This is a genomic window from Thermostichus sp. MS-CIW-34 (genome assembly GCF_054060435.1).
Window position 1 is genome coordinate 32,550 of sequence record NZ_JBSSDE010000005.1, and the last position, 20,367, is coordinate 52,916.

Below are 20,367 nucleotides of genomic sequence, written 5' to 3' on the forward strand. Positions count from 1 at the left end.
CGTTTATGGCACTTCACGCGGAGTTGCACCGTCATTTGGGCGGTTCGGTTGTCCCCCGAATTCTGTGGCGCTATTTTCACCGCCAGGGATCCCCTTTGGCAGAGCGCTTTCCCACCTATGCCGAGTTTGAGGAGTTCTACACCCGCCCGCGCAACACCCTCGAGGATTACCTGGAGCTGCACACGCTGGTGGAACAGGTGCAGACCCTGGAAACCCTGCCCTATTTTATCTACCGCCTGCTGCGGGGAGCCTACATCTTTGAGGATCTGGCCTACCTAGAGATTCGCTACACCCCCTACCTACGCACGGATCCCAGCCTGGATGAGGCGGAGCGCCTCAAGCAGATGCGCCAGGTAATCGAGACGGTGGGGCAGGCCAGCCAGCAGCGAGAGTATCCCATCGTCACCACCCAGATCGTCTGTTTGCATTCACGCCTGCCCAGCCACATCAACCGGGCCATGGTGGAAGCTGCCGCTGAGTCGGAGTATGTGTGTGCCATCGACCTGGCCGGGGGAGACAAGCCCTACGGCGAACGGATGGACGAGTGGATTGAGCTGTTCAAGTATGCGCTGGCCCGCGGCCTAAAAACCACTGCCCACCTGTACGAAACTTTGGATGGCTGCTACCCACAGTTGCTGCCCTATGTCTCGCGGATCGGCCACGGCATTCAGATCCCCCTCCACTATCCAGAATTGCTGCCGGAGCTGGCGCGGCGAGGCCAATGCCTGGAAGTTTGTCCCACCACCTATCTAAAAACGGGAACTCTACCCAGTTTGGAGCCCCTCAAGATTGTCTTTGACCGCTGCTTTGAGGCGGGGGTGGATATCGCCATCTGCACCGACAACGCCGGCTTGCACAATGTACGCCTGCCGTTTGAGTACGAGAACCTGCTGACCCACGACATTATCGATTTCGAGCAGCTCAAACACTGCCAGGAAGCAGCCTTTCGTCACGCTTTTGCCTGGCCCTATAAGGGGCGTCCGGCCTCATTGTTGTCGGAGTTACAGCAGGGGGTATCTGCTTCTTTGGTGGCTCTCTGATCCCCTCAGCGGGACGGAGTCTTTATTCTTCATCCGAGCTTCTTGAGAATAGGGAAGGGATCCGTAACAGAGACAGGGGCAGCTTTCGCAAGGGAAATAACCGCTTGGATCCCTTGCCCAGAGCGATGCTGAGGGGCATCCGAGGGTGGATGAAGCCCAACAGAATCCAATGCTGAGTCTACTGAGCCAAGCATGAAGGTCTATATCAGTGCCGATATTGAAGGGATCGCCGGCATCAGCCATTGGGATGAGGCCACCATCGGCCAGCCGGGTTACGAGCCATTCCGAGAGCAGATGACCCGAGAAGTGATCGCGGCTTGTGAGGGATCCCTGGCTGCCGGAGCCACGCAGATCACAGTCAAAGATGCCCATGACTCCGGGCGGAACCTCATCCCCGAACGGTTGCCGGAGCCGGTGCAACTCATCCGCGGCTGGAGCGGCCACCCCTACTGTATGGTGCAAGAGCTGGATCGCAGTTACAATGCCCTGATCTTGATCGGCTATCATGCCCGCGCCGGATCTGCTGCCAACCCCCTCGCCCACACCTACACCACCGAAGTTAGCCAAATCCGGCTGAACGGCCAGGCCATCGCCGAGTTTCACCTGGTCAGCCTCACGGCTGCCTATGAGGGAGTCCCAGTTGTGTTTGTAGCCGGAGATGCGGAGGTGTGTGCCGCAGCGAAAGCTTATGACGCCCACATCGAGACGGTGGTCACCCACAAAGGGATAGGCCAGTCGGTCATTACGCCACATCCGCAGCAGGTTCTACAGGCCATCCGCCAAGGTGTAGAGGGATCCCTGAGGCGGCTGTCGGCCTACCGTCCTCGCCCACTGCCGGATCACTTTCAATTGGAAGTGGACTACAAGGATCCCGCTCGGGCCTACCGCAAGTCTTTTTATCCCGGCTGCCGGTGGATTGCCGATTCCACGGTTCGGCTGGAAGTTTCCGAGTGGTTTGAGGTGTTGCGGGCTTTGGAGTTTATCGTGCTCACCTAGCCAGGGATCCAAGCGGCATCTGGATGAGGCGAGCAGCAGCTTCCCTGAGGCTGGTCTCGGAAAGGTCAGACAGCTCAATCCGGGCCCGAAGGCGATTGAAGTTTTGCTGCAGCCCGTGTCGATAGGTGGGGTCGTAGTGCTGCTCCAGCAACTCCTGCACAAACTGCGGCCAGTCTTGGGCGTCGATCAGCTCAAACCAACGCTGCAGGCGGGCCTGGCCAAGACGGGACTTCAGAGGCAGCAATTTCCCCTTTAGCGCTTGGGGGTGAGCAATCCAGTGGGGATAGTGGGCGATTAACCCCTTCACCCGCTCCTCTAGAGGCAACTGCACTTCGACACAGTCGGCTTGGGTAAGGGCTTGCCAAAGGGCAGGCGGCAGATGGAGCTGGCCCACTTTGGCACTCTCAGCCTCCACCCAGACTGGCTTGGCGGGATCCCACTGGAGAAAGGCCTGCACCAGTTGACTTTCAAAGCTCTTCTGACTGGGCTGTGGCACCCCCCACTCGGCCCCCAGGAGGGATCCCCGGTGACAGGCCAGCTTTTCCAGATCGAGAACTTGGGATCCCTGTTGGCGCAGATGGTGAAGCAACTGGGTTTTGCCGCTCCCTGTTGGTCCGCAGAGCACTCGGTAGGTAAATTCCTGGGGCAAGATCTGCAGCTGTCGGCGCACCCAGGCCCGGTAGGTTTTGTAGCCACCTTGCAAAACCGTAACCTGCCAGCCCACCTGGGACAACACCAATGCCAAGCTGGCAGAGCGCTGCCCTCCCCGCCAGCAGTAGATTAGGGGCCGGTAATCGCGATCTTTATCGGCAAAATGGGTTTGCAAGTGGCGACTGATGTTCTGGGCCACCAAGCTTGCCCCTCGTTTGCGGGCTGCGAAGGGATCCACCTGCTTGTAGAGCGTGCCCACCTCCGCCCGTTCTGTATCGTAGAGTACAGGCAAGTTGATGGCTCCCGGCCAATGATCCTCTGCGAACTCTGCCGGAGAGCGCACATCGATAATTTCGCTGTAGGTGTGCAGCCAGGGCTCTGCAGTGAAGTGAATCGGAGGAGACACAAACCTGTGGATGGAAATGGCAAGCTAGCGCAATCTTGAACAGTTTCTAGCTTAGCCAACGCTGCTGCTCAAGGAAGCCCAGGGCTAACCCTAGCCTATCCCCTCGCAGGTGGACTTCTCGCTTTTCCAGAAGTTTAGGCAAGGTCTCTGGAACATGCAGGATGCCATTTGCCGCTCTCAAAATAGAGGTTTTCAGGCTCTCCAGGTGCCACCTCAGATAGAAAGGTGAGCTCGGACTTTTTCTTCGTCCATTTGGTCAGTCGGCCCCTCCATGATAAGGGATCCATTTTCCATAAGATAAAAGTAATCGGCTAGGCTTTGGGCAAACTCAAAATACTGCTCCACCAGCAACACCGAAACGCCCCGCTCCTTTTGAATGCGGCTGATGGCTTCTTCAATCTCGATAATGATAGAGGGCTGGATCCCTTCTGTGGGCTCATCCAGGAGCAAAAGTTTGGGCTCCGCCACCAAAGCTCTGGCGATGGCCAGTTGCTGCTGCTGCCCACCGCTCAAATCCCCACCCAGCCGTTTAAGAAAAGAACGCAGAATTGGGAATAGGTCATAGACAAACTCAGGTATGATCCGTTCTCTGTCCGGTGCCGCTTCTAGCCCCACCAGCAGGTTTTCCTCAACCGTTAGGCGGGGAAATATCTCTCGACCTTGGGGTACATAGCCAATACCGGCGCGGGCTCGCCAATTGGGAGGGTAATGGTTGATAGGACGGCCCTCAAAAGCAATTTTGCCTGTGCAGTCTTTCAGAAGTCCCATCAGGGCTTTAAGTGTGGTGGTTTTGCCCATACCATTGCGGCCCAGAAGGCAAACCGCTTGGCCGGGAAAGATCTTAAAAGAGAGATCCTTCACAATTAAACTCTGACCATAGTAAACCCTCAAGTTGGAGACCTCCAGGAGAGGCCCGGATCCATCTCGGGATAAGTTTTGTGTTGCGGTCGCGTTTTCCGTATTCATAGGCCTGCGCATGAGTCGATTAGATACAGAACTATAGCCTCTTTGCTTAGTTTTTCCCCTTGTGGGATCCGAGATAGACCTCAATCACTCGCGGGTCGTTTTTCACATCCTCAAAGGTACCTTCGCACAGCACCGAGCCTTGGTGTAAAACGGTAACCTTGCGGGCAATTTGTCGGACAAACACCATGTCATGTTCGATCACCAAAATGGTGTGGCTTTGGGCTAAGGATTGAATTAACTCTCCTGTAGCTTCTGTTTCTTTGTCCGTCATCCCGGCCACGCATTCATCCAGCAGCAGCAAATCCGGATCTTGAGCAATCACCATGCCGATCTCCAGCCATTGCTTTTCTCCGTGGGAAAGCAGCCCTGCCGGAACCCGATCCTTACGGCTGAGGCCAATGGTTTCCAAAAGAGCATCCGTTTTTTCTCGCAGATGCTTTTTGCCCAATAGGGTGGAAAAAACCCTTTTGTCAGGGTTGAGGGATAGCTCCAAGTTTTCTCGCACGCTCAAGTTTTGATAGACCCGCGGCGTCTGAAACTTGCGCCCAACACCCAAAATCGAGATCTCGTGTTCCTTGAGCTTGGCCAGATCCTTTCCTTTGAACAGCACCCGTCCTCGGGTGGGCTTAACCTTGCCCGTCAGCACATCGAGAAACGTAGTCTTACCCGCCCCATTGGGACCGATGACCACCCGCAGCTCCCCTTCCTCCAGAGAGAAGTTCAACCCATCTAAAGCCTTAAAGCCGTCGAAGCTGACGGTGAGATCCTGAGTTTGTAAAATTTGTCGGGTGGCGGTGGGAGCTGCAGTAAGCATGGGGATCACATCCAAGAACGGAAAGGGCAGAGGGCGAACAGGGTTCTCAACCCATCAAATAAATAAGAGAGGACACTTGGCATCGCTGGCTTACCCATCAGATCTGGGATCCTTTTACTCTGAACTTGCACCTTGCGTATGATGCACATCGACAGAAAGCCAGATTTAAGCTGGGGAAGTATCTGCCAAGCGCCTGCGCCAAAGCTGGACAGTGACCCAAAGCTGCCTGCCTTGGGTGCGCACCCAACCCACCAGTCCATCCGGCAACACCAGCACCACCAGCAGGAACAATCCCCCTTGGAAAAACAACCAAATTTCGGGAAAATTTTCGCTCAGCAAGCTCTTGGCAAAGTTAACCAACAGAGCCCCCAGCACCGCCCCCACCAAACTGGCCCGACCGCCCACCGCCACCCAGATTACCATCTCAATGGAAAAGGGAACGGCCATCGCATTGGGAGAGATGATCCCGGTTTGCAAGGTAAACAAAGCTCCGGCAATGCCTGCCAGGGCAGCAGACACGGCAAACACCAGCACTTTAAAGCCGGTGGGATCGTAGCCGGAAAAACGAACCCGCGGCTCGTCATCTCGAATGGCTACCAGGATCCGACCGAATAGGCCGCTGGTGAGCCAACGACAGAGAAGGTAAGCCAAAACCACCGCCAGAACTGTAGTGACATAGACAGCAAAGCGCATTTCGGACGAGTTGACATCTAGGCCAAACAAAGTCTGGAAGTTGGTCAGGCCGTTGGTGCCATTAATTAAGCGCTGTTGGCCGTTGAAGAAGTTAAAGAAAATGATCGTGGTGGCCTGAGTTAAAATGGAAAAATAAACCCCTCGGATGCGATTTCTCACCACCAAATACCCCAGGGCTGCCGCCACCAAAGCCGGGATCAAGACCACAGCAACAGCCGTAAACGGAAACGAATAAAAGGGATACCAAAACCAGGGCAATTCCGTTACCCCGTAGAGGCTGAAAAACTCCGGTATCTGACCTTCCGGCAATTGCAATTTCAGGTGCATCCCCAGAGCGTAGCCCCCCAAGGCAAAGAACACCCCATGCCCCAGGCTGAGCATGCCGGTATAGCCCCAGATGAGGTCGATTCCCAAAGCTACAATGCTGAGGGCCAGAAACCGCCCCAACAAGTTGAGCCGAAAGCCAGACAGCACAGTTGGGGCCACAAAGATCAAGGCCAGCACCAAAACGATGAGGATCCCGGCCTCCCACAGAAGCTTGCGAGAAGAATTGGGATCCCCACCCGCGGCGGGAGCAGCCACTTCATGATCAGCACGGGGGGAATGAACCAGTTTCATGGGCTTTGTGAGGGAGTAGAAGATGGAGAGTCTGGTCCTAGAGTTTTCGCCAAGCGAGATCATTCCCTAGGCATCCACCATACGACCTTTTTCGGGGAAAAGGCCCCGAGGTCGCACCTGCAAAAAGGCCACGATCAAAGCAAAGACCATCACCTTGGCCATGCTCGTGGTGGCAAAAAAGTTGAGGGTATCGGTCAGGATGGGCACGTTGGGAAAAATCAAAGCCAGCGTCCCTGAGCCGATGACAAAGTTGGCAATCCCGATCCCAAGCGCCGCCACAATGCTGCCCAAAAGCTTACCGACACCCCCCACGACGACCACCATAAAGGTATCCACGATGTAGTTTTGGCCGGTGTTCGGCCCCACGGATCCCAGCAGGCTGACCGCCACGCCGGCTACTCCCGCCAGACCCGAACCGATGGCAAAGGTAAGGGCATCCACCTTTTGCGTGGGGATCCCTACACAGGCGCTCATGGCCCGATTTTGGGTAACCGCCCGGATGCGCAGCCCCCAGCGGGTGCGTTGCAAGAAGAAGTACAGCCCCAGGATGCAGAGGATGGTGAGGGCGATGATAAACAGGCGGGTATTGGGCAAGAACAGGTTGCCCACCGGGATCCCACCCCCCAGCCACCGGGGAGCCGTCACGTCTTTGTTCTGGGCGCCGAACCAAGGCTGGGTAACCGCCAAAGCACAGGTTTGCGCCAGCACCCGCCCCCCCACCGATGCAATGGCCGTGGAGAGCACCAACAGCAGCGCCAGTGTCCACCCTTTGAGGCGCGGCCAATCCGTTCGCCTGGCCAAGAGCCACCAGCCGCCAAAAAAGAGCACCGCGAAGGCCCCCAAGCGGAAAGCCAGCACCCAATTGACGCTGCGCACAAACTGCTGCAGGATCAGGCTCACGCCCCAGGTGGCCAAAAGGGTCTCCAAGGGTCGGCCATACAAAAAGCGGATCACCCCCCGCTCCAAGGCCAGCCCTACCAGAGCAGTGACGGCAAAGGCTGCCACCAAAGCCGGGAAGATATACAGATCCCGCCAGGGATCCCCTAGGGGACGAAAGGCATTTTGAACCACAAAAGTGGTGTAGGCCCCCAACATCATCAGCTCCCCATGGGCCATGTTGATGACCCCCATGAGGCCGAAAACAATGGCTAAGCCCAGAGCGGCTATCAGCAAGACGGTGCCGATGCTAAGGCCGTTAAACAAGCTATCCAAGAGCAAGGTCATCGGCAGGGGATCCTCCTTCCAACTAAACTAGGGAGGCTAACCGAGCATCTAGGCGGGATCCCCGACCCTATCCAAACGGCAAGGGATCCCAGCCCTGGCCAGGACTAGCTGACTTTGTAGCGACCGCCCTTGGCCGGATCTGACCAATCGCAGGCAAAGCCCTTGGTCTCTGCCACAAACTGGTTCCAGGGCTGCGGCTCCACGGCATCCGTAGAAAAGATGACATCAAACAAACCGTCAGAGCGCACCTGGCCGATCCGCACATACTTGGTCAGGTGGTGATTGGTGTTCATGGTTACCAAGCCTTCTGGGGCATCAAAGGTCTGGCCATAGGCTGCCTGCCGCACGGCGTCGATTTCCACTGTTCCCGCTTTTTCCACTGCCTGCTTCCAGATGTAAACCATGATGTAGGCGGCTTCCATCGGGTCGTTGGTGACGCGGTTTTGGCCGTATTCTGCCTTGAAAGCCTCCACAAACTTCTTGTTGGCAGGCGTATCCACCGTCATAAAGTAGTTCCAGGCGGCGAAGTGCCCTTCCAAAAATTCGGGGCCAATGGCCTGCACCTCTTCTTCGGCAATGCTGACGGACATGGAAGGATAACGATCTGGCCCCAGCCCTGCCCCTTCCAGTTGTTTGAAAAAGGCCACGTTGCTGTCGCCGTTCAAGCTGTTGTAGATCACACCGCCATTGGGAAGAGCGGCCCGGATCTTGCTGATGATGGGGGTAACTTCTGTGTTGCCCAAAGGCAGATAGTCTTCACCCACCACTTTGCCCCCCAGGGCTTCCAACTGGGCCTTGATGATGGTGTTGGCCGTGCGGGGGAACACATAGTCGGATCCCACCAGGAAGAACTCTTTACCTTTATTGTTGAGCAGCCATTCCACGGAAGGCTCGATCTGCTGGTTGGGGGCAGCGCCGGTGTAGAAGATGTTTTTGGAGCACTCTTGTCCTTCGTACTGCACGGGATACCAGAGCAGGTGCTGCTTGGATTCAAACACCGGCAACACGGCTTTGCGACTGGCCGAAGTCCAGCATCCAAACACCGTTGCCACCTTGTCCACATCGATCAATTTGGTGGCTTTCTCGGCAAAGGTTGGCCAATCGGAAGCCCCGTCCTCGATAATCGGCTCGATCTGCTTGCCCAAAACCCCACCGGCGGCATTGATCTCTTTGATAGCCAGCTTTTCCGCATCCACCACGCTGGTTTCCGAAATGGCCATGGTGCCGCTGAGGGAGTGCAAAATGCCAACGCGAATGGTCTCTCCCTGGGCGTAGGCGGGCACAGACCGCTTCACCCAGATCTGCGCCCCAGGGCAGCCCCGGCTCCGGCCAGAGCGCCCATTTTCAGCACTTGACGACGATTAAATGATAGAGCCATCGGTGATCTCCGAAACGAAGTGAGTGCAAAGGGTATTAAGAAGTCCAGTTGTTGCAGCAGCCCGGCCAACGGGGGGAAGCACCTAGCTCATCACCTCGCCCATGTGTTAAATTTGCCCAACTGCAGTCGGCTGAGGCTTTCACCGAATGCCTTCCCAACGTCAACAGGGGAAAGGCTAATCCTGCAGTCGAGAAAGCGTTGTGCATCCCTGTTGCCTTAACGTGTTCCATCAAACCCATTCAGCCCGGAGAGAATTGTATCGCGGGATACCTTTTCCCAGAATCCGAGCCCTTTCCCCACAGGCTGTAGGCAGAGGCAGGGATCCCTTGCTGCCGGCATAATAGGGGTTCTGGGGTCGAGAATTAGTTGAGAGTTAATAGCTTATGGTGCAACAGGCCGGCTATGGATCTTGGCGATCCCCGATTACCGCTGACCTGGTGGTGACGGGATCCCTGCGCTTGGGACAGATGGTTTGGGATCAGGGGGATCTCTACTGGACGGAGGGCCGCCCGCAAGAAAAAGGGCGCAATGTGTTGATGCGGCGCTCTGCCGACGGGATCCTGGTGGAGCTGACACCGGCACCTTTCAATGTGCGGACACGGGTGCATGAGTATGGGGGTGGAGCTTATTGGGTGTCGGCAGGGGTAGTGTATTTTTGCAACTTCGCTGACCAACGGCTCTACCGCCTGCTGCCGGGTTCGGATCCCCAGCCCCTGACGGAAGCAGGCCCCTATCGCTACGCCGACGGGGTGGTGGATCGGGCGCGTGGACGCATCCTCTGTGTGCGGGAAGATCACAGCCGCCAGGGAGAGCCGGAAAACAGCCTTGTCTCGATTGACTTGGAAAGCGGATCCCAGCAGATTTTGGCTTCTGGGCACGACTTCTACGCCAGCCCGCGCCTCAGTCCAGACGGCCAGACCTTGGTATGGCTGACCTGGGATCACCCCCAAATGCCCTGGGACGGCACAGAGCTGTGGCGGTCTGAGGTGAACCCTGACGGCAGCTTGGGAGAACCTCAAAAGCTGGCCGGTGGCCCTGCCGAGTCGATCTTCCAGCCCCAGTGGTCACCGGAGGGGGATCTCTACTTTGTTTCCGATTGCAGCGGCTGGTGGAACCTCTATCGCTGGGATCCCCAGGGCCCCATTCCCCTCTGCCCTATGGAAGCGGAGTTTGGAGAGCCGCAGTGGGTGTTTGGCCTGAGCACCTACGGCTTTGCTGGGGATGGGCGCATTCTGGCCTGCTACCAACAGGGGGGTCTGTGCCATTTGGCCTACCTGGATCCCCAGTCGGGGCAACAGGAAGAGATCCCTTTGCCCTACACCGAGATCCACAATCTGCAGGTAAGTGGGGAAAAAGCCGCTTTCCTGGCCGGATCCCCGACGGAAGCCACTGCCTTGGTCTGCCTAGACTTACCCTCCAGCCAAGTGGAGGTGGTGGCCCGTTCCAGCAGCGTGGCGGTGGATCCCGACTATCTGTCGATCCCAGAGCCCATTGTTTTTCCCACCGGTGGCGGCAAGGAAGTGGCCTACGCCTTCTTCTATCCCCCCAAAAACCGAGACTTTGTTGCCCCTGCTGGCGAAAAGCCACCCCTGCTGGTGAAAAGCCACGGCGGGCCCACCGGGGCGACGGCAGCCGTGCTCAACCTGGGGATCCAATACTGGACCAGTCGGGGGATTGCCGTTTTGGATGTGAACTACCGGGGCAGCAGCGGCTACGGACGGGCCTATCGGGATGCTCTCAAAGGCCGGTGGGGCCTGGTAGATGTGGAAGATTGCATCGCCGGATCCCAATTTTTGGCAGAACAGGGCAAGGTGGACGGGGAACGGCTGCTCATTCAAGGGGGCAGCGCTGGCGGCTATACCACGTTGGCGGCCTTGACCTTCCACAGGGTCTTCCGGGCGGGTGCCAGCTACTACGGGGTGAGCGATCTGGAAGCCCTAGCCCAGGAGACCCACAAGTTCGAGTCTCGCTACTTGGACAGCCTTATTGGCCCCTACCCAGAGCGGCGGGATCTCTACCGGGAGCGTTCCCCCATTCATCACCTAGAGGGCCTCAATTGTCCGGTTATCTTCTTTCAAGGCTTGGAAGACGCCATCGTGCCCCCCAATCAGGCAGAGAGGATGGTGGCAGCGCTGCGGGCCAAAGGGATCCCAGTGGCCTATGTGCCCTTCGAGGGAGAGCAACACGGCTTTCGCCAGGCGGCCAACATCAAAAGGGCCTTGGAGGCAGAGCTTTACTTTTATGCCCAGGTGCTGGGGTTTCCGCTGGCAGAACCTCTTGAGCCGGTTCGGATCGAGAACTTGGACACCTGATGATGACTGCTCAATGGGTCGAATAGAAAGGGATCCCGTCCCATCTATGGCCCATTGTTGCTCCACAACGCTGTCGCGACAGAGCAGCCCCTCTATGATGGACTTACCAGCCAACCCGGATGGAGCATGACTCTAGTCAATAATAAGCTCAACTATACTGAAAATAATGTATAATATGTTCAGTACGGATTACTACCAGTTGATCTTTCTGTTTACTTTCGAGTCTGCCAACATGGTAGCCAAAGCAAAGCAGAAAATTGGTAGTAAGACGACACGGAAACTGCGCTTTGGGTATTCTACTCAAAGCTTTGCGGGATACCGCCATTCTGGTTGGAAACAAACAGAATGCTATCGCTGCATAGTTGAACAGTGATGTTCAGCAGTGTTCAGCGTAAATGTATCAGTCATCGATATTGCTCCGCAACACTGTCGCGACTGCTGGTAAGAGAGCTGGTCATGAGCGTCAGTAGCCCTTCCTTCCGTGAACTGCCCATCTTAGAAAGCGGCGATCGTCTCACCCGCGATGAGTTTGAACGGCGCTATCAAGCCATGCCTCAGCTCAAAAAAGCCGAGCTGATTGAGGGAATTGTTTACGTGGCATCTCCCCTCAGATATCGCCGACATGGCAGACCACACAGCCACATCATGGCCTGGCTGGGAGTTTATGAAGCAGCAACGCCGGGGGTTGAGTCGGCGGGCAATCCAACCGTTCGCCTGGACTTGGACAATGAGCCGCAGCCAGATGCCATATTGCGGATGCACGAATCTTGTGGGGGACAGTCCCGCATTAGCGAGGATGACTACATTGAGGGTGCACCGGAGCTGATTGTGGAGATTGCCGCCAGCACAGCTTCCTACGACCTGCATGATAAGCTGCGGGCCTACCGGCGCAACGGCGTGCGGGAATATCTGGTCTGGCTAACCCAAGAGCAAGCCTTTCGCTGGTATGTCTTCCAGAATGGAGAGTACGTGCAGCAACAGCCCAATGAGTTGGGCGTTTTGTACAGTCGGGTGTTTCCGGGGTTGTGGTTAGCCGTGGACGCGCTGCTGACGGGCAACATGCAGCAGGTGTTGGGTGTGCTGCAAAGGGGAATTGAGTCGGAGGAACACCGAGAGTTTGCAGCGCGGTTGGCAACCCGAGAAGCAGAGGCTGGAGCCTAGGCCATGAGTCGGAGGGACGGGTTTGCGCTCGCAAAGGCTCAGGTTAATGGCTGTGGGCCAACAGGTTGGGCTCGAAGACAGCCATCTCCAACCGAAACGGGATCCCCATGTGGGCCAGCCAGTCCTGCAGGGGATCATCGGCCAGCGCCAGGATCTGTCCTTGGAGGGAAACGTGGGCCGGGCGGTGCCAATTGCCCAGTTGATGAATCACCTGGCCCATCTGGATGGGGTTTTCAGGTTGAATCAAGAGCACCGGTTCGGGTTGGGCTCTGACCCGAATGTGTCGCTGCGCATCCGCATAGAGCAGATCCCCATCGTGAAGATGGGTGCCCCGAGGCAGCATCAACTGGATCTCGGTGCCCCGATCGCTCACCAGCCGTTGCCGGGATCGCTGGCGGTCGTGCCAAGTGAGGGCAACCACTTCCAATTGGCCGGGGATCCCCTCTGGCGGCTCGTCCAGCAGTTGCGTCACCGTAATGGCCGCGGGCTCCTCTCCCGCAGCATGGGCATCTTCGCTCATGTTAGGGACTCCAGATACTGGCTGAGGTCTTCTTGAAGGCGAGAGAACTCCACCTCAGTGGAAAAGCGCAGCCCTTCCGTTTTCACAGTAACCAAGACCTTGGCTGCGTGGGGGCCAGCCCAGATGTTGGGGTTGCAGAACATCTCCAAAGAGAAGTCGGCAGCAGAATGATGAAACTCAACCGGATCCTGAGGCTGCTGCCGGGAGCTGCCCGAGCGAACCTTGAGCCGCTCCAAGAGGATTTGCAGGGCCTTGTGCCATTGTTGTGCCACCTCTGGCGAAAGGGAGAAACTGGCCGAGCCGGTTGCGAAGTTGAGGGCAAACTGAGGAAAATGGGTAGTCATGGAGGCCCGTACCGTTCGCGAAGTGTCCTCTGGAGGGCAGCATTGGACAACAACAGTATCTTACGTCAGCTCTTGCTAATGGGCGTGGGCACAACCACTCTGCTGGCAGAACAGTTGAGAAAGGCTGCCGACGACTTGGTGCAGAAGGGGCAGCTCAACCCAGAAGAGGCATCCAATGTCATCAACAACCTGCTCAACCAGGTGAAGGCCGAGCAGAGTAACTTTGAATCCTACGTTCAGCGGCAGGTGCGCAACGTCCTGCAGGATCTGGGCGTGCCCCGCCAATCGGAAATGGACGAGCTGCGGGGGCGGCTGGATCGGCTGGAGCGGCAGGTGCGCAATTTGGAGAATCAGGTTTACCGCCGGTAGCCGAGCTGAGCCTTCCCCTTTTGCCGGCTTTCCTTTGCCGTTGGGCAGGGTTTTGCCGAACGTTGCGATACCCTGAAGTCCTCTCTGGGAGAATTCATCAAGTTCCCATGCCAAGCGAAGTTTTGACCATCACAGGCCGAGGGATCCCCCTGCTGGGCAACGACATCGACACCGATCGGATTATCCCGGCCCGCTTTTTGAAGTGCGTCACCTTCGACGGCTTGGGCCAGCACGTGTTTGCCGACGACCGCGCCCAGGATCCCGGCCAACACCCCTTCGATCAGCCTCAGTACCAGGGAGCCCAGATCCTCGTGGTCAATGCCAATTTTGGCTGTGGCTCCAGCCGGGAGCATGCCCCCCAAGCGCTGGCCAAATGGGGGATCCGCGCTCTCATCGGTGAAAGCTTTGCCGAGATTTTCTTCGGCAACTGCTTGGCCCTAGGGATCCCTTGTGTCACGGCACCCCCGGCTGTGATTCAAGCTCTGCAGAAGGCGGTGGCCGAGGATCCCCAGCTCCAGTTGACGCTGGATCTGCCCAACAAACAGGTGCGCTGGGAGGCAAATACCGCTGCTGTGGAGATCCCCCAGGGAGCCTGGCAAATGCTGGTGCAGGGCACCTGGGACGCCACAGGACAACTGCTGGCCGCCCAAGCCCAGATTCAGCAAGTAGCCGCTTCTTTACCCTACCTGCGTTGGCAGCGAGCCCGTTGAGCAATCCTCTCCCCCCTGATACCCATACATGGCTGGGCAGTGCTGACCCAGATTTTCTGGATTTGGCGATCCGGGAGATAGAAGCTGCGGATCCAGAGGCTGCCGTGCAGCGGCTAAAGGAAGCACCTGGCTTGGTGTGGGTATGCAGCCAACGCTCATTTGCTGACCTGGCTGAGGCTTGGCAAGCTGACCCGCCCATTTTTTTACGCCACATCTGCCCCATTCACCAAGAACGGCGGCTGGCCGAGGGATCCTTAGTTGAATTGCGCCTTGATGGGGAAATGTTGGCAGCCATTGACCCCGCCCTCAGCTTTTCGGTTCAGACGCGCCTGTTTGGAGAGCCGGCTCTCAAGCCCTTCCAGGTCAATGAAACCCTGGCCGAACAGGTGATGGCAGCGGTGGGATCCCCCCTGGAGGTCAAAGACCCACAGCAGGTAATCTCGGTGGTGATCCTGGCTCAACCGATGGGCATTCGCGCTTGGCTGGGCCTATCCTTGGCTGCCCAGAACCTCTCCAACTGGGCCGGTGGGATCCATCGCTTTCGGCGGGATCCAGAGCAGATCAGCCGCTCCGAGTTTAAGCTGCTGGAGGCCATCCAGGTGTTTCAGATTCCCTTGGTGCCGGGGGGACAGGCTCTGGATCTGGGGGCAGCACCGGGGGGATGGTCGCGCATTTTGCGCCTATATGGCCAGCAGGTCACGGCAGTGGATCCGGCGGACTTGGACGAGCGCCTCAGCCAAGATCCGGGGATCTGCCACCATCGCCTCAGCGCCCAAGCCTACTTGGCCCGTGGCCCAGGCCGGTTTCACCTGATCCTCAACGACATGCGCATGGATGGCCCGGCTTCCGCCCACCTGATGGTGGCTTTTGCTCCCCATCTGGAGCCACAGGGGAGAGCTGTGATGACCCTGAAGCTACCCCACCAACACCGCCTGCGGGTGCTGCGGCAAAGTCTGGAGATTTTGGGTAGTGCCTTCCCCCTGGTGAGAGCCCGCCACCTGTTTCACAATCGCAGCGAAGTCACCCTCTACTTGCAACAGGGGATCCCTGCCCCTCAATCTGCCGTTTCCACCACCTGAATCTCCCGACGGAGCACCATTTCGCGAATGGACTCCAGCAAGCCTATCTCTTCGGGGGAGATTTTGCCGTCGGCCCGGATGGCGTTGACGATTTGATCCACCTCTGTGCGGGTGAGCTTTTTGTCTTCCAGCGCTCGATCCACCAGCGCTTGCAATTGCGAAAACTCCATAAGGCTCCTCTGCGCTTGAACAGGTCTTGTCGCCTCATTTCCTCATCTAAGCTACCCGCGCTGCCCAAAATCTCCTGCAAGCGCAAGATTCTCTTCAGGTATCCTAAAGAAAACGTGAAACCCACCGAGAGGAAGACATCATGGCTGGCCCGGATCCCAGGAGCACTGCGCACGATTGCGCCACCCTCTGTCGAGATGGCTGTGTCTTGGGAGAGGACTGCCCCCACCGAGAGGCGGCTCGCCAAGCCGTGGCCTTTGTCATGAGCACCGACTGGGAGACCTTGATGCGGATTGCCGAATCCAAGAACCTGCCCAAAAGCTCCCCTCAGGAGGAGATGGATCCCCTGCAGTTTTTGGAGAACTACCGCTTGGGCGGGTAGGCCCCAACCAGTCTCCCTAAGGACAAGGGATCCCTGCTGAGGATCCAGGGGTTTTGAGCCATACTTTTGAGCCATACTGAGTTAGGTGGGATCCCTGGATTCTATGGTTTGGCCTTGGATCATCATTGGGTTAGTCCTCATTTCTGCCGAATTGTTTTTGCCAGAATTGGTTGCCGGCTCGGTGGGGCTGGCGGCGCTCTTGGCGGGGCTTTTGGCTTATTTGGGGCTGCCGATCTGGGTACAATTTGCCAGCTGGATTGGGGCATCGGTGGTGTTGATTATCCTCAGCCGCCGTCTGGTGCCCCATGGATCGGTTCAGGTAGAGGAATCTCGCGAGGCGCGGGCAATCACCCCCATTCCCCCAGGCGAACGGGGGCGGGTTTCTTATCTGGGTTCCACCTGGAACGCCAAGTGCAGCATTCCCAACCTGGAAATCCAAGCCGGGCAGGAGCTCTACGTGGTGGAGCGACAGGGGAATACCCTCATTGTCATGCCGGCCAAGATGCTCAAGTCCTGACCTGGACAAATGTTTGTTTCCCTTGTTGCCTTGAGCGAGGGATCCCTGCTTGGGTGTGCATCAGAGGCGGGGATCTGGCATAATCACAAAAGCTAAGCCGGGATGTAGCGCAGCTTGGTAGCGCATCTGCTTTGGGAGCAGAGGGCCGCAGGTTCAAATCCTGTCATCCCGATCCTGACTGCGACGGGAATTGAGCCGTTTACGCTATTGACCGAGAGTTTCCCACCTATCCAGAGCCCCGCAGCCAAAACCCGCATCTATCGGCAGGGGTGCAGTCTTTGTCTTGAAGGCGCAAGAAGCAAACTCTTCGATTCTTCGATGCCATGAAAGAAATGGGCGGATCAGCTAGAAATCGCAGGAGCCCCGCACTGTACCCGTAGGGTCAGTGCCGGGAGGAATGCGGAAGTTATGATAGAACCATGACCCAAGTCCTGACCGTATCCTGCAAGCTCAAGGTGTCCCCGTCGCAGGCCGCCAAATTGGACGCGACTTTGGAGGCTTTTGGCCAAGCCTTGAACTGGGTCAACCAGAACACGCCGGAGAAAGTCGCCAACGCCGTTAAGCTCCAGTCTCTGTGCTACCGCGAAATCCGTGCCCGGTTCGGCTTGTCCAGTAACTTGGCAAGGACTACGTCCCGCTTACGCGACCAGCAGGTCTGCAGGCGGCTGGCCGGCGCCCGTAAAGTTGCCCAACAGAAAAACCGCCCCGTCAAAGCGTTCAAAGGGGGCTTCGCTACCTACGACGCTCGTATCTTTTCGTTCCGCGAGAAAGACTGGACGGTGTCGCTGACCACGGTGGAGGGTCGGGAGCGCTTTGAGCTGGCGATTGGCCGCTACCAGAGAGAACGGCTGGCGGGCTCCAATCCCAAATCTGCCACTCTGGTCAAGCGTAAAGACGGCTCCTACTCCATTCAAATCTGTGTGGAAGCGGAGCCATCCCCACCGCAACGCACGGGTAGAGTGCTGGGGGTGGACTTGGGAAGGACAGATATTGCCCATACGTCAGAGGGTGATAACTGGAATGGACAGCAGTTGAACCGAATCCGAGACCACTACTCCAAGCTGAGGGCGACACTCCAACGTAAAGCCAGTAAGGGCACACGCAGTTCGCGGCGCAGATGCCGTCAACTGCTGCAACGGCTGTCTGGCAAGGAGAGACGCTTTCAAACGTGGGTCAATCATCGCATCTCCAAAGCTATTGTCTCTAGGGCAAAAGCTACCAACAGCGCTCTTGCTCTGGAAGACCTGACAGGGATCCGGAAAAGAGTCAATCAACAACCCCGCAGCAAAGCCGAGCGGCGCAGGGCCAACAGTTGGGCGTTCTACCAACTACGTCAATTTCTGGAATACAAGGCGAGGGTTGCAGGGGTTTCTCTGATTCTTGTGCCGCCTGCCTACACGTCGCAGACCTGCCACCGGTGTTTGCACATCCATCCCGATCCTGCGCAATCCTACCGCAGTGGTAAGTCGTTCAAGTGTGGGCACTGTGGATGGGAAGGGGATGCGGATTTGAATGGTGCGAATGTGATTGCGCTCTTGGGGGCTGCCGTAAACCAGCCTAGAGGTTCGGGCCTGTTTTGTTCTCTGGTAGAGCAGAGCAGGCTCAGGGCTACTGAAAGCCCGCTCCGTACCGCTTAGCGGTCGGAGCCGGGTAGTTTACGCAGCCAAGCGGGATCCCCCGTAGCCAGGCCAAGGAGAAGCAAGCACAAAAAAGGCAGGGTTAACCTGCCCCCGCCGAGAAGATCGAGAGTTGAGAGCTTGCTCTCGTTGTCGTAATCGTTGCATCAAGGCGCGGTTCCGTTTGTCCAGTTGGCGCTTGCGTGCCGATCCCCCACGACCGCGACGGTTTCTGCCCTGATGGCGAGGAGATTCATGAGATTTCAACAGCATGGGATTCCCCTGATAAACTAAACAGTCCTGCCTGATTCTAAACGAAACCTCAGCAACTGGCCACAAGACTGGCGGCGCAAGCTGCGGCATTTGCGGCTGGGGATAGGCCGTCTTTGTCAATTTATTCGCATCATTCGGCATGGAGGACTCCTTGGGACAGCCAGTCTTTTAGGCGGTGGGTAGCCCGGCAGTCATCCTCGTTGTAGATAAGCGAGTGCTCCAAATATCTGCGCTCCCGAGTTTCCAGCCATTGGCTATACCAGTAAATGGACTGGGCGCCATTGGCATCCGGCAGACGCCATTGAAACCCCAACCAGCGGGCGATGTTTTTCAGGGAATAGCTCTCAATCGGTAACACCACCGAGCGTTGCACCCAGGCCTGTAAATCCACAAAGCGCTGCAACAACTGCCGCAGCTGTCGGGGATCCGTGCGGTATTGCTCCCCCAGCCGTCGGCAGGTCTGCACTTCAAAGCCGTGAAAGTGGTAGATGGGAGCGTCAGGATAGCGTTGTGCCAGTTGCAAGAATTGCTCCCAAGCTTGCCTTTCTTCCCGCGGCTCGGCGGCCAGGCAACTGTGATAGCTCGCAACCTTTTTCCCCTCGGCTTGCTCCACCACCAGCAGGCCCAGCAGATAGGCGACGTTGTGGCGGGGATCCGCCTCGATATCGAAGTACAGCTCTACGGGTGTGGTGGGCAGGGTTTCCGGGGGGGATTGAATCCAGAGAGGCTGCCGGCTGAGGGTGGCACGGGCTTGCAGCTGCAGTTGCAGGGCCACGCCGGATCCCAACTTGGGAATGGCTTGCAACCTATCCAACTGAGCGTTGGCCAGGGCTTCAATCGAGTGGATCCCCGCCTCTTGCAAAAGGGGATAGCGGGATCCCGTTACGCCCGGCAGCAGGCTGAGGGGTTGAGCGGCGGCGTTCAACTGGCGACAATGCTCCCGCCAGTGGCAAAGATGGCAGCGGCTGCGGGCCATGAACACCTGGGGCGGTTCCGGCTGGTTGAGGGAGTGCAGGTACTCCTGCAGCAATTGCCGCACCTGTGCTCGTCGGCGGCTCAGGTGGACGGGGTGCCACTTCCCATCTTTCAGGATCAAAATGCCCCGCTTGGGAACGTTTCCCTGCAGGGATCCGAGCAACTCTGCCTGCAAAGCCAGCAACAATTCGTATTCCGGTTTGGGGCGTTTGCCGATACGAATATGAACCGGCAGGTAAGAGGATCGGGCGGCGTGGCGACTTCTGCCAACGAGAGTGGGATCCCGAATCAGCAGATCCAGGGAGCTGCTCACCCAAACTGAACGTCTCTCTGGAACAGCTTCAGGCGGCAACGCAAGAGCGGGCACCATCTCGTAGTCTTCTGGGGCAGGGATGGGATCCCTTGGAGAGGAGGAGTGAGGGACAGGTTCAGAAGCAAGCTGCAACAGCTCTGCCTCAGCAGTACAGTTGAGATCTTCCTGCGGTTGCCAAAACAGCTCTGCGGCAATCCGTCCGCCGTAGATCCGCTCCGCCCCGTCGGCCATGGCTGCCAAGAGAGCTTCATTGCCCGGCGCAACCCGTTCTCCGGGGAATCGCTCAAACACAGCGGCTGCCAGGGCTTGGCGATCCCGCCGCCATTGCTCCAGCAGGTTGTCCGGCGGCAGCTTGGCCTCTTGAGGGCCAAAGCGATCCAGGTAAGGCAAGCGTCGGCAACGAAAGAAAGCAAGCAGCTCCTCAGACTCAACAGAACCCTGTCCTGCTGCTGCAACCTGGCACTCCAACGGTGGAAAACCTCAGCTCTGCTGCCATTGTGGCACGCCCCCAGGTTGCCCTCTGATCCTTCAAGACTTGGGATCCTGAGCGGGCAGGAGATGGGCGATGATCCGCTCAATCGTCTCAGATTGGCGACGAGCTGTATCGGCTTGCTGTTGACATATTGCCTTTAACTCTCCCAGCCAAGTGCTCTGCTCCTGGGATATCAGCACCTGTTGTTGAACAATGGCTTTCAGATGGGTTAGGTCATCCTTGACGAAGCTGACGGTCTCGGCCAGGGTCAACACAGCCCCAACCAGGCGATCCAGCCGGAAGTCAATTTGGTCGAACCGGTCTTTGCTCTGCATTTTGCTTAGATTTGTCGGTAGAAGCTATCGGCCAA

Annotated in this window: 23 protein-coding genes and 1 tRNA gene; 11 read left to right on the forward strand and 13 right to left on the reverse strand. The window is 57.5% G+C overall.

Translation table 11 applies throughout. The features are described from left to right. The first annotated feature begins 5 nt into the window (after positions 1–5). Positions 6–1,040 (forward strand): amidohydrolase family protein, encoded by a 1,035-nt coding sequence (locus ACVWYY_RS02775; protein ID WP_414357521.1) that lies wholly within the window; start codon positions 6–8, stop codon positions 1,038–1,040. A 192-nt stretch (positions 1,041–1,232) separates the two neighbouring features. Continuing rightward, entirely contained in the window at positions 1,233–2,036 is an 804-nt protein-coding gene (locus tag ACVWYY_RS02780; protein WP_457439526.1) for a M55 family metallopeptidase, read from the forward strand. Here ACVWYY_RS02780 and mnmH read toward each other — a convergent pair. From mnmH to ACVWYY_RS02815, 7 genes are all read right to left on the reverse strand, one after another. Then, entirely contained in the window at positions 2,029–3,093 is a 1,065-nt protein-coding gene (gene mnmH / locus ACVWYY_RS02785) for a tRNA 2-selenouridine(34) synthase MnmH (protein WP_457439527.1), read from the reverse strand. The two genes, ACVWYY_RS02780 and mnmH, sit on opposite strands and share 8 nt — an antisense overlap. Positions 3,094–3,306: 213 nt before the next feature. Beyond that, positions 3,307–4,071 (reverse strand): urea ABC transporter ATP-binding subunit UrtE, encoded by a 765-nt coding sequence (urtE, locus tag ACVWYY_RS02790; protein ID WP_414331328.1) that lies wholly within the window; start codon positions 4,069–4,071, stop codon positions 3,307–3,309. 34 nt (positions 4,072–4,105) lie between these two features. Then, positions 4,106–4,873, reverse strand: a complete 768-nt coding sequence (urtD, locus tag ACVWYY_RS02795) for an urea ABC transporter ATP-binding protein UrtD (RefSeq protein ID WP_457393364.1) — start codon at positions 4,871–4,873, stop codon at positions 4,106–4,108. A gap of 165 nt (positions 4,874–5,038) precedes the next feature. Then, positions 5,039–6,247: an urea ABC transporter permease subunit UrtC gene (gene urtC / locus ACVWYY_RS02800; protein WP_457411233.1), complete on the reverse strand. Its 1,209-nt coding sequence runs from the start codon at positions 6,245–6,247 to the stop codon at positions 5,039–5,041. 3 nt (positions 6,248–6,250) lie between these two features. Then, positions 6,251–7,408, reverse strand: coding sequence for an urea ABC transporter permease subunit UrtB (urtB, locus tag ACVWYY_RS02805; RefSeq protein ID WP_457439530.1), 1,158 nt, complete (start codon positions 7,406–7,408; stop codon positions 6,251–6,253). A 104-nt stretch (positions 7,409–7,512) separates the two neighbouring features. After that, on the reverse strand, positions 7,513–8,703 hold the full coding sequence (urtA, locus tag ACVWYY_RS02810) for an urea ABC transporter substrate-binding protein (RefSeq protein ID WP_457439532.1): 1,191 nt from the start codon (positions 8,701–8,703) through the stop codon (positions 7,513–7,515). After that, positions 8,700–8,786 (reverse strand): twin-arginine translocation signal domain-containing protein, encoded by an 87-nt coding sequence (locus ACVWYY_RS02815; protein ID WP_457439583.1) that lies wholly within the window; start codon positions 8,784–8,786, stop codon positions 8,700–8,702. Before ACVWYY_RS02815 ends, urtA begins: the two co-directional genes overlap by 4 nt. Before the next feature lie 383 nt (positions 8,787–9,169). Here ACVWYY_RS02815 and ACVWYY_RS02820 point away from each other — a divergent pair, with 383 nt between their 5' ends. Both ACVWYY_RS02820 and ACVWYY_RS02825 read left to right on the forward strand, forming a co-directional pair. Beyond that, the gene (locus tag ACVWYY_RS02820; protein ID WP_457439534.1) at positions 9,170–11,098 is read left to right on the forward strand and encodes a S9 family peptidase; all 1,929 of its coding nucleotides are present in this window, start codon (positions 9,170–9,172) and stop codon (positions 11,096–11,098) included. A gap of 456 nt (positions 11,099–11,554) precedes the next feature. Continuing rightward, the gene (locus ACVWYY_RS02825; RefSeq protein ID WP_041436634.1) at positions 11,555–12,259 is read left to right on the forward strand and encodes a Uma2 family endonuclease; all 705 of its coding nucleotides are present in this window, start codon (positions 11,555–11,557) and stop codon (positions 12,257–12,259) included. 43 nt (positions 12,260–12,302) lie between these two features. Here the strand turns inward: ACVWYY_RS02825 and ACVWYY_RS02830 are convergent, their stop codons facing one another. Both ACVWYY_RS02830 and ACVWYY_RS02835 read right to left on the reverse strand, forming a co-directional pair. Continuing rightward, entirely contained in the window at positions 12,303–12,779 is a 477-nt protein-coding gene (locus tag ACVWYY_RS02830; RefSeq protein ID WP_457403927.1) for an urease accessory protein UreE, read from the reverse strand. Then, positions 12,776–13,123: a hypothetical protein gene (locus ACVWYY_RS02835; protein WP_457403925.1), complete on the reverse strand. Its 348-nt coding sequence runs from the start codon at positions 13,121–13,123 to the stop codon at positions 12,776–12,778. Before ACVWYY_RS02835 ends, ACVWYY_RS02830 begins: the two co-directional genes overlap by 4 nt. Before the next feature lie 42 nt (positions 13,124–13,165). Here ACVWYY_RS02835 and ACVWYY_RS02840 point away from each other — a divergent pair, with 42 nt between their 5' ends. From ACVWYY_RS02840 to ACVWYY_RS02850, 3 genes are all read left to right on the forward strand, one after another. Beyond that, a complete protein-coding gene (locus tag ACVWYY_RS02840; protein ID WP_011433607.1) occupies positions 13,166–13,492 on the forward strand; it encodes a phasin family protein in 327 nt (108 codons plus the stop codon). Between the two features lie 107 nt (positions 13,493–13,599). Next, complete coding sequence (gene leuD / locus ACVWYY_RS02845; RefSeq protein WP_457403924.1) at positions 13,600–14,202, forward strand: 3-isopropylmalate dehydratase small subunit; 603 nt, start codon at positions 13,600–13,602, stop codon at positions 14,200–14,202. After that, on the forward strand, positions 14,199–15,281 hold the full coding sequence (locus tag ACVWYY_RS02850; RefSeq protein WP_457403922.1) for an SAM-dependent methyltransferase: 1,083 nt from the start codon (positions 14,199–14,201) through the stop codon (positions 15,279–15,281). The genes leuD and ACVWYY_RS02850 overlap by 4 nt, the downstream gene beginning before the upstream one ends. On the opposite strand, the gene ACVWYY_RS02855 is transcribed toward ACVWYY_RS02850, so the two are convergent. Beyond that, a complete protein-coding gene (locus tag ACVWYY_RS02855; RefSeq protein ID WP_457403921.1) occupies positions 15,257–15,451 on the reverse strand; it encodes a hypothetical protein in 195 nt (64 codons plus the stop codon). The two genes, ACVWYY_RS02850 and ACVWYY_RS02855, sit on opposite strands and share 25 nt — an antisense overlap. Positions 15,452–15,591: 140 nt before the next feature. Here ACVWYY_RS02855 and ACVWYY_RS02860 point away from each other — a divergent pair, with 140 nt between their 5' ends. From ACVWYY_RS02860 to ACVWYY_RS02875, 4 genes are all read left to right on the forward strand, one after another. Then, positions 15,592–15,831: a hypothetical protein gene (locus ACVWYY_RS02860; RefSeq protein ID WP_011433611.1), complete on the forward strand. Its 240-nt coding sequence runs from the start codon at positions 15,592–15,594 to the stop codon at positions 15,829–15,831. 103 nt (positions 15,832–15,934) lie between these two features. Beyond that, entirely contained in the window at positions 15,935–16,348 is a 414-nt protein-coding gene (locus ACVWYY_RS02865) for an NfeD family protein (RefSeq protein ID WP_414346738.1), read from the forward strand. Between the two features lie 98 nt (positions 16,349–16,446). Next, positions 16,447–16,520 (forward strand) — tRNA-Pro (locus ACVWYY_RS02870). Between the two features lie 247 nt (positions 16,521–16,767). Further along, a complete protein-coding gene (locus ACVWYY_RS02875; protein ID WP_457439536.1) occupies positions 16,768–17,985 on the forward strand; it encodes an RNA-guided endonuclease InsQ/TnpB family protein in 1,218 nt (405 codons plus the stop codon). A gap of 18 nt (positions 17,986–18,003) precedes the next feature. On the opposite strand, the gene ACVWYY_RS02880 is transcribed toward ACVWYY_RS02875, so the two are convergent. From ACVWYY_RS02880 to ACVWYY_RS02890, 3 genes are all read right to left on the reverse strand, one after another. Continuing rightward, entirely contained in the window at positions 18,004–18,237 is a 234-nt protein-coding gene (locus ACVWYY_RS02880; protein ID WP_457387631.1) for a hypothetical protein, read from the reverse strand. A 130-nt stretch (positions 18,238–18,367) separates the two neighbouring features. Then, positions 18,368–19,993, reverse strand: a complete 1,626-nt coding sequence (locus ACVWYY_RS02885) for a TM0106 family RecB-like putative nuclease (RefSeq protein ID WP_457403589.1) — start codon at positions 19,991–19,993, stop codon at positions 18,368–18,370. A gap of 60 nt (positions 19,994–20,053) precedes the next feature. Next, on the reverse strand, positions 20,054–20,332 hold the full coding sequence (locus tag ACVWYY_RS02890) for a hypothetical protein (protein WP_011431115.1): 279 nt from the start codon (positions 20,330–20,332) through the stop codon (positions 20,054–20,056). Positions 20,333–20,367 lie beyond the last annotated feature (35 nt).

Excerpts from the sequence above, each read along its gene's own strand:
- ACVWYY_RS02775 (WP_414357521.1), top strand. The coding sequence starts at position 6 with ATGGCACTTCACGCGGAGTTGCACCGTCATTTGGGCGGTTCGGTTGTC.
- ACVWYY_RS02780 (WP_457439526.1), top strand. The coding sequence starts at position 1,233 with ATGAAGGTCTATATCAGTGCCGATATTGAAGGGATCGCCGGCATCAGC.
- urtE (WP_414331328.1), bottom strand. The coding sequence starts at position 4,071 with ATGCGCAGGCCTATGAATACGGAAAACGCGACCGCAACACAAAACTTA.
- urtD (WP_457393364.1), bottom strand. The coding sequence starts at position 4,873 with ATGCTTACTGCAGCTCCCACCGCCACCCGACAAATTTTACAAACTCAG.
- urtC (WP_457411233.1), bottom strand. The coding sequence starts at position 6,247 with ATGATCTCGCTTGGCGAAAACTCTAGGACCAGACTCTCCATCTTCTAC.
- urtB (WP_457439530.1), bottom strand. The coding sequence starts at position 7,408 with ATGACCTTGCTCTTGGATAGCTTGTTTAACGGCCTTAGCATCGGCACC.
- ACVWYY_RS02815 (WP_457439583.1), bottom strand. The coding sequence starts at position 8,786 with ATGGCTCTATCATTTAATCGTCGTCAAGTGCTGAAAATGGGCGCTCTG.
- ACVWYY_RS02820 (WP_457439534.1), top strand. The coding sequence starts at position 9,170 with ATGGTGCAACAGGCCGGCTATGGATCTTGGCGATCCCCGATTACCGCT.
- ACVWYY_RS02825 (WP_041436634.1), top strand. The coding sequence starts at position 11,555 with ATGAGCGTCAGTAGCCCTTCCTTCCGTGAACTGCCCATCTTAGAAAGC.
- ACVWYY_RS02830 (WP_457403927.1), bottom strand. The coding sequence starts at position 12,779 with ATGAGCGAAGATGCCCATGCTGCGGGAGAGGAGCCCGCGGCCATTACG.
- ACVWYY_RS02835 (WP_457403925.1), bottom strand. The coding sequence starts at position 13,123 with ATGACTACCCATTTTCCTCAGTTTGCCCTCAACTTCGCAACCGGCTCG.
- leuD (WP_457403924.1), top strand. The coding sequence starts at position 13,600 with ATGCCAAGCGAAGTTTTGACCATCACAGGCCGAGGGATCCCCCTGCTG.
- ACVWYY_RS02855 (WP_457403921.1), bottom strand. The coding sequence starts at position 15,451 with ATGGAGTTTTCGCAATTGCAAGCGCTGGTGGATCGAGCGCTGGAAGAC.
- ACVWYY_RS02860 (WP_011433611.1), top strand. The coding sequence starts at position 15,592 with ATGGCTGGCCCGGATCCCAGGAGCACTGCGCACGATTGCGCCACCCTC.
- ACVWYY_RS02865 (WP_414346738.1), top strand. The coding sequence starts at position 15,935 with ATGGTTTGGCCTTGGATCATCATTGGGTTAGTCCTCATTTCTGCCGAA.
- ACVWYY_RS02875 (WP_457439536.1), top strand. The coding sequence starts at position 16,768 with ATGACCCAAGTCCTGACCGTATCCTGCAAGCTCAAGGTGTCCCCGTCG.
- ACVWYY_RS02880 (WP_457387631.1), bottom strand. The coding sequence starts at position 18,237 with ATGCTGTTGAAATCTCATGAATCTCCTCGCCATCAGGGCAGAAACCGT.
- ACVWYY_RS02890 (WP_011431115.1), bottom strand. The coding sequence starts at position 20,332 with ATGCAGAGCAAAGACCGGTTCGACCAAATTGACTTCCGGCTGGATCGC.